11 protein-coding genes are annotated in these 3532 nt (G+C 55.5%); 10 read left to right on the top strand and 1 reads right to left on the bottom strand.

The features are described 5' to 3' along the window. From G3I74_RS05715 to G3I74_RS05705, 3 genes are all read left to right on the top strand, one after another. Nucleotides 1–273, top strand: a 273-nt coding sequence (locus G3I74_RS05715) for a BrnT family toxin (protein ID WP_239056497.1), incomplete at its 5' end; no start/stop codon positions are given. Further along, entirely contained in the window at nt 266–517 is a 252-nt protein-coding gene (locus G3I74_RS05710; protein ID WP_239056649.1) for a BrnA antitoxin family protein, read from the top strand. The genes G3I74_RS05715 and G3I74_RS05710, both read left to right, overlap by 8 nt. Before the next feature lie 135 nt (nt 518–652). Beyond that, on the top strand, nt 653–916 hold the full coding sequence (locus G3I74_RS05705; RefSeq protein WP_164210628.1) for a hypothetical protein: 264 nt from the start codon (nt 653–655) through the stop codon (nt 914–916). A gap of 5 nt (nt 917–921) precedes the next feature. Here the strand turns inward: G3I74_RS05705 and G3I74_RS16300 are convergent, their stop codons facing one another. After that, on the bottom strand, nt 922–1161 hold the full coding sequence (locus tag G3I74_RS16300) for an addiction module protein (protein WP_164210627.1): 240 nt from the start codon (nt 1159–1161) through the stop codon (nt 922–924). 194 nt (nt 1162–1355) lie between these two features. On the opposite strand from G3I74_RS16300, the gene G3I74_RS05695 reads away from it, so the two are divergent. The 7 genes from G3I74_RS05695 to G3I74_RS05665 form a co-directional block, all read left to right on the top strand. Further along, complete coding sequence (locus G3I74_RS05695) at nt 1356–1586, top strand: addiction module protein (protein WP_164210626.1); 231 nt, start codon at nt 1356–1358, stop codon at nt 1584–1586. Further along, nucleotides 1586–1882: a type II toxin-antitoxin system RelE/ParE family toxin gene (locus G3I74_RS05690; RefSeq protein WP_164210625.1), complete on the top strand. Its 297-nt coding sequence runs from the start codon at nt 1586–1588 to the stop codon at nt 1880–1882. Before G3I74_RS05695 ends, G3I74_RS05690 begins: the two co-directional genes overlap by 1 nt. Before the next feature lie 155 nt (nt 1883–2037). Next, nucleotides 2038–2268: a type II toxin-antitoxin system HicA family toxin gene (locus G3I74_RS05685; protein WP_164210630.1), complete on the top strand. Its 231-nt coding sequence runs from the start codon at nt 2038–2040 to the stop codon at nt 2266–2268. Further along, nucleotides 2258–2470, top strand: a complete 213-nt coding sequence (locus G3I74_RS05680; RefSeq protein WP_164210624.1) for a type II toxin-antitoxin system HicB family antitoxin — start codon at nt 2258–2260, stop codon at nt 2468–2470. Before G3I74_RS05685 ends, G3I74_RS05680 begins: the two co-directional genes overlap by 11 nt. Nucleotides 2471–2775: 305 nt before the next feature. Beyond that, nucleotides 2776–2973, top strand: a complete 198-nt coding sequence (locus G3I74_RS05675; RefSeq protein ID WP_164210623.1) for a DUF2283 domain-containing protein — start codon at nt 2776–2778, stop codon at nt 2971–2973. A 96-nt stretch (nt 2974–3069) separates the two neighbouring features. Beyond that, on the top strand, nt 3070–3336 hold the full coding sequence (locus tag G3I74_RS05670) for a BrnT family toxin (protein WP_164209321.1): 267 nt from the start codon (nt 3070–3072) through the stop codon (nt 3334–3336). Beyond that, the coding region (locus G3I74_RS05665) for a BrnA antitoxin family protein (RefSeq protein ID WP_239056624.1) at nt 3329–3532 on the top strand (204 nt) is incomplete at its 3' end. The genes G3I74_RS05670 and G3I74_RS05665, both read left to right, overlap by 8 nt.

Genomic DNA, 3532 nt, shown 5'->3' with positions numbered 1-3532 from the left:
AGGCGCATGGAGATCGAATTCGACCCGGAAAAGGCGGCATTTAACCTCCGCAAACACCGCGTCAGCTTTGCGCATGCGGAGCAGGCGCTCCGCGATCCACTTGGCCTCACCATTGAGGATCCCGACTCGGAAGGTGAGCTCCGCTTCGTCACTCTTGGCGCAGATTCCCTGGGACGAATTCTGGTCGTAGTCCACACCCCGCGGGATGATCGGGTCCGAATCATTTCCGCGCGAAAAGCCAGCCGAAACGAGGCAAGGAACTACCATGCGTAAAGAGTATGACTTCAGTAAGGGTAAACGAGGCCCTGCCGTAGAATCTCCCGGGAAGACCCGCATCACCATCATGCTTGACAACGACATTATTGAGTCATTTCGAGCGCGGGCTGAAGCCAGAGGCATTGGCTATCAGACCGCGATTAATGAGGCGCTCCGGGCAGCCCTAAATGACGAGAATGTGCCGTTAACTGCCAGCAAGCTTAGGGAGATACTTCGGCAGGAGTTGCTTCATGCCGACTAAGCGCCCAACAAAATGCTCAAGCGGGCGCGGGGTAACTTTCGAGCCGGCAAAGCCGGGCTGGCTCCGTGCCCGCGCCGCTTAGCATAGACGTTAGGGGCTAGTACGATCTCGCCAATAGCCAGGTTTCCGAGAATGATGAGCAAACGCTACAACGAGCCGTTCATCGCCGCGGTCGACGACGACGATATCGTAGGGAAAGCGGCGCAGAATGAGGCGTTGTGCTCCTTGGTTGCCAGAGATTCCAGGCATCGGAGAGAGGGGAAGGAAACCATCCTCTATTACATCAAGGCCAACCTCAATCGCTTCAAAAAACTCGGCCCCAAGGCCCGGTCGTTCTTGCTCATACCAAGCCGCCGCCGCTTCAGCCTCCTCAGCAGCCTGACGAAGAATTCGCACTGACAAGTCTATCGCCGCTCTAGCCTGGCGCGAATTCGTTCCCGGAACTCTGTCCGTTCAACCAGTTCAGCCTGTCCGGCATCGATCTCACCGATTCGCCGGCAAATCTCCCGCTCCCAGGCATCTTCAACCCCATTATCCCGGGGCGCATCAAGGCTTTGGATAAGGTCATGGGCCAATTCAGCCCGTTCGGCCTCGGAAAGTGCCAGAATTTCAGAGCGTAGGCGCTGCAGGGGCTCAGCTGTCATGGGGCCTCTAGAGTTTACTACTTGCATCATTCTATCGCCGGCGGCCGCCCCTAACAATGGGTTCAACCGGACCCCGGTAAGCCCCGCGGCGGCGAAGCCGGTCTGGTTCAGCGCCGCGGCCGGTTAACCCAAACGTTATTGGAAGCAAGGATTCAGCGATATACTGGGATTCTCGACCAAATCGGAGGCCGAAAATGGCAAAGGCGATTTCCGAAATTCAAGCTGAAATTCAGGAGCTTGAGCCACTTCAGAAGCGTGAGCTTCTAGGGTTTCTGGTGGCGGATCTGGAAGGCTCGACGAACGGGGAATTGGATGAGGTGTGGCTAAAGGAGGCTCAGCGCCGATTCCAGGAATTAAAGGACGGATCTGCTCAGGGTATCCCAGCCAGTCAGGTATTCGCTAAGCTTGAGCGCCGTCTTGGCTAATGGAATGGAAGTTCCATCCGGAGGCTGAAGCCGAGTTCATTGAATCAGCTGCCCACTACGAGGGTGAGGTGCCAGGTCTTGGAAACAGATTCGGCCGGGCGGTGAGGGAGGCCTTGGAGCTGCTTCTGGTGAACCCCGAAATCGGCTCTCCGCTTAACGACAAACTCCGGTCCTTTATTGTTGCCAGCTTTCCATATTCCATCATTTACGCTCAACAGGGGCATTGCCTGTTCGTCTTGGCAGTTGCGCATGGCAGTCGCAAGCCTGGCTACTGGAAATCTCGTCGTTTCCGCTAACAAAATGCTCACGCGGACGCGGGCTAGCTTTCAGGCCGGCAAAGCCGGGTCGGGCTCAGTGCCCGCGCCGCTTAGCATAAACGTTATGCATTCCGTAACCCGAGTGATATGAGGACGATTGATTAATGGGAAAGTATTTGAAGACTAGGTAGAAGATCCTGTCGGGGAGTGCGGATGCGAACGTTGAGTTCTCGCATCTCTGCCAGCTTCTGGCTCGACTCGGCTTCGAAGAGCGGGTTAAAGGAAGCCATCACATATTCACGCGGGAAGGGATGGAAGAGATACTGAACCTACAGCCCAAAGGTGGCAAGGTCAAGGCGTATCAGGTCAAACAGGTTCGGAACATTCTAGTCAAGTACAGGTTAGGAGAGACTGATGTCGATTAAGTACGAGTTGATTATCTACTGGAGCGATGAGGACGGGTCCTTCGTCGTCGAGGTTTCGGAGCTTCCGGGCTGCATGGCTGACGGAGAAACCTACGAGCAGGCGGTAGCAAACGCGCAGAAGGTTATTGAGGAATGGATTGAAACGGCGAGAGAGCTCGGTCGACAAATCCCGGAGCCGAGAGGGCGGCTGCTATATGCATAACAACGCCATCCAGCCGACGCTCGTTCCTTGCGCGGCTGATGGCCAGCGTTATGCGGCCGTAGAATCCGACTCATGAAAACAACCAAATACTTCGATTCAACACGGTCCCGTCCTGACAGGGCCGGAATCGATGACGATTGGATTTTGCGGGTCATAGAACATCCTGAGCACGAGCATGTCCAAGCTGATCAGCGCGTCCGGCGCTGGGCCCGAATTCCGGAGGCTGAGGATCGGTACCTTCGGGTGGTTTTGCTTCCGGACCGAGAGACGGTCCATAATGCTTTTTTCGACAGAGGTTTCAGGCCATGAAAGTACAGTATTTCGAGGACACGGACACCCTGTACATTGAGTTCCAGGGCCGAGAAATTTCGGAAACCCGAGATCTGGACGAAAACACGATTCTCGACCTGGATTCGGAAGGCAATGTGTGCGCAATTACCTTCGAGCATGCCAGTAAACGTACAGACGTCAACCACCTGCAAGTAGACGGAATAGCCGCATAACAATGCATTCAACTCGGACGCCGGCAGAGCCGGCGCCGGTTAACGCAAGCTTTGGGCGCAGTTGACTGATATGCATATCATATGCATACTAGGCGCATGGAGATCGAATTCGACCCGGAAAAGGCGGCATTTAACCTCCGCAAACACCGCGTCAGCTTTGCGCATGCGGAGCAGGCGCTCCGCGATCCACTTGGCCTCACCATTGAGGATCCCGACTCGGAAGGTGAGCTCCGCTTCGTCACTCTTGGCGCAGATTCCCTGGGACGAATTCTGGTCGTAGTCCACACCCCGCGGGATGATCGGGTCCGAATCATTTCCGCGCGAAAAGCCAGCCGAAACGAGGCAAGGAACTACCATGCGTAAAGAGTATGACTTCAGTAAGGGTAAACGAGGCCCTGCCGTAGAATCTCCCGGGAAGACCCGCATCACCATCATGCTTGACAACGACATTATTGAGTCATTTCGAGCGCGGGCTGAAGCCAGAGGCATTGGCTATCAGACCGCGATTAATGAGGCGCTCCGGGCAGCCCTAAATGACGAGAATGTGCCGTTAACTGCC

Origin of the sequence: Wenzhouxiangella limi, from assembly GCF_010499265.1 — a bacterium.
Classification (GTDB): Bacteria; Pseudomonadota; Gammaproteobacteria; order Xanthomonadales; family Wenzhouxiangellaceae; genus Wenzhouxiangella; species Wenzhouxiangella limi.
This window is presented reverse-complemented; position numbering and strand designations above follow the sequence as displayed.

Bases quoted from the DNA above. Each gene is read 5' to 3' on its own strand.
- G3I74_RS05710 (WP_239056649.1), top strand. From the start codon at position 266: ATGCGTAAAGAGTATGACTTCAGTAAGGGTAAACGAGGCCCTGCCGTA.
- G3I74_RS05705 (WP_164210628.1), top strand. From the start codon at position 653: ATGAGCAAACGCTACAACGAGCCGTTCATCGCCGCGGTCGACGACGAC.
- G3I74_RS16300 (WP_164210627.1), bottom strand. From the start codon at position 1,161: ATGACAGCTGAGCCCCTGCAGCGCCTACGCTCTGAAATTCTGGCACTT.
- G3I74_RS05695 (WP_164210626.1), top strand. From the start codon at position 1,356: ATGGCAAAGGCGATTTCCGAAATTCAAGCTGAAATTCAGGAGCTTGAG.
- G3I74_RS05690 (WP_164210625.1), top strand. From the start codon at position 1,586: ATGGAATGGAAGTTCCATCCGGAGGCTGAAGCCGAGTTCATTGAATCA.
- G3I74_RS05680 (WP_164210624.1), top strand. From the start codon at position 2,258: ATGTCGATTAAGTACGAGTTGATTATCTACTGGAGCGATGAGGACGGG.
- G3I74_RS05675 (WP_164210623.1), top strand. From the start codon at position 2,776: ATGAAAGTACAGTATTTCGAGGACACGGACACCCTGTACATTGAGTTC.
- G3I74_RS05670 (WP_164209321.1), top strand. From the start codon at position 3,070: ATGGAGATCGAATTCGACCCGGAAAAGGCGGCATTTAACCTCCGCAAA.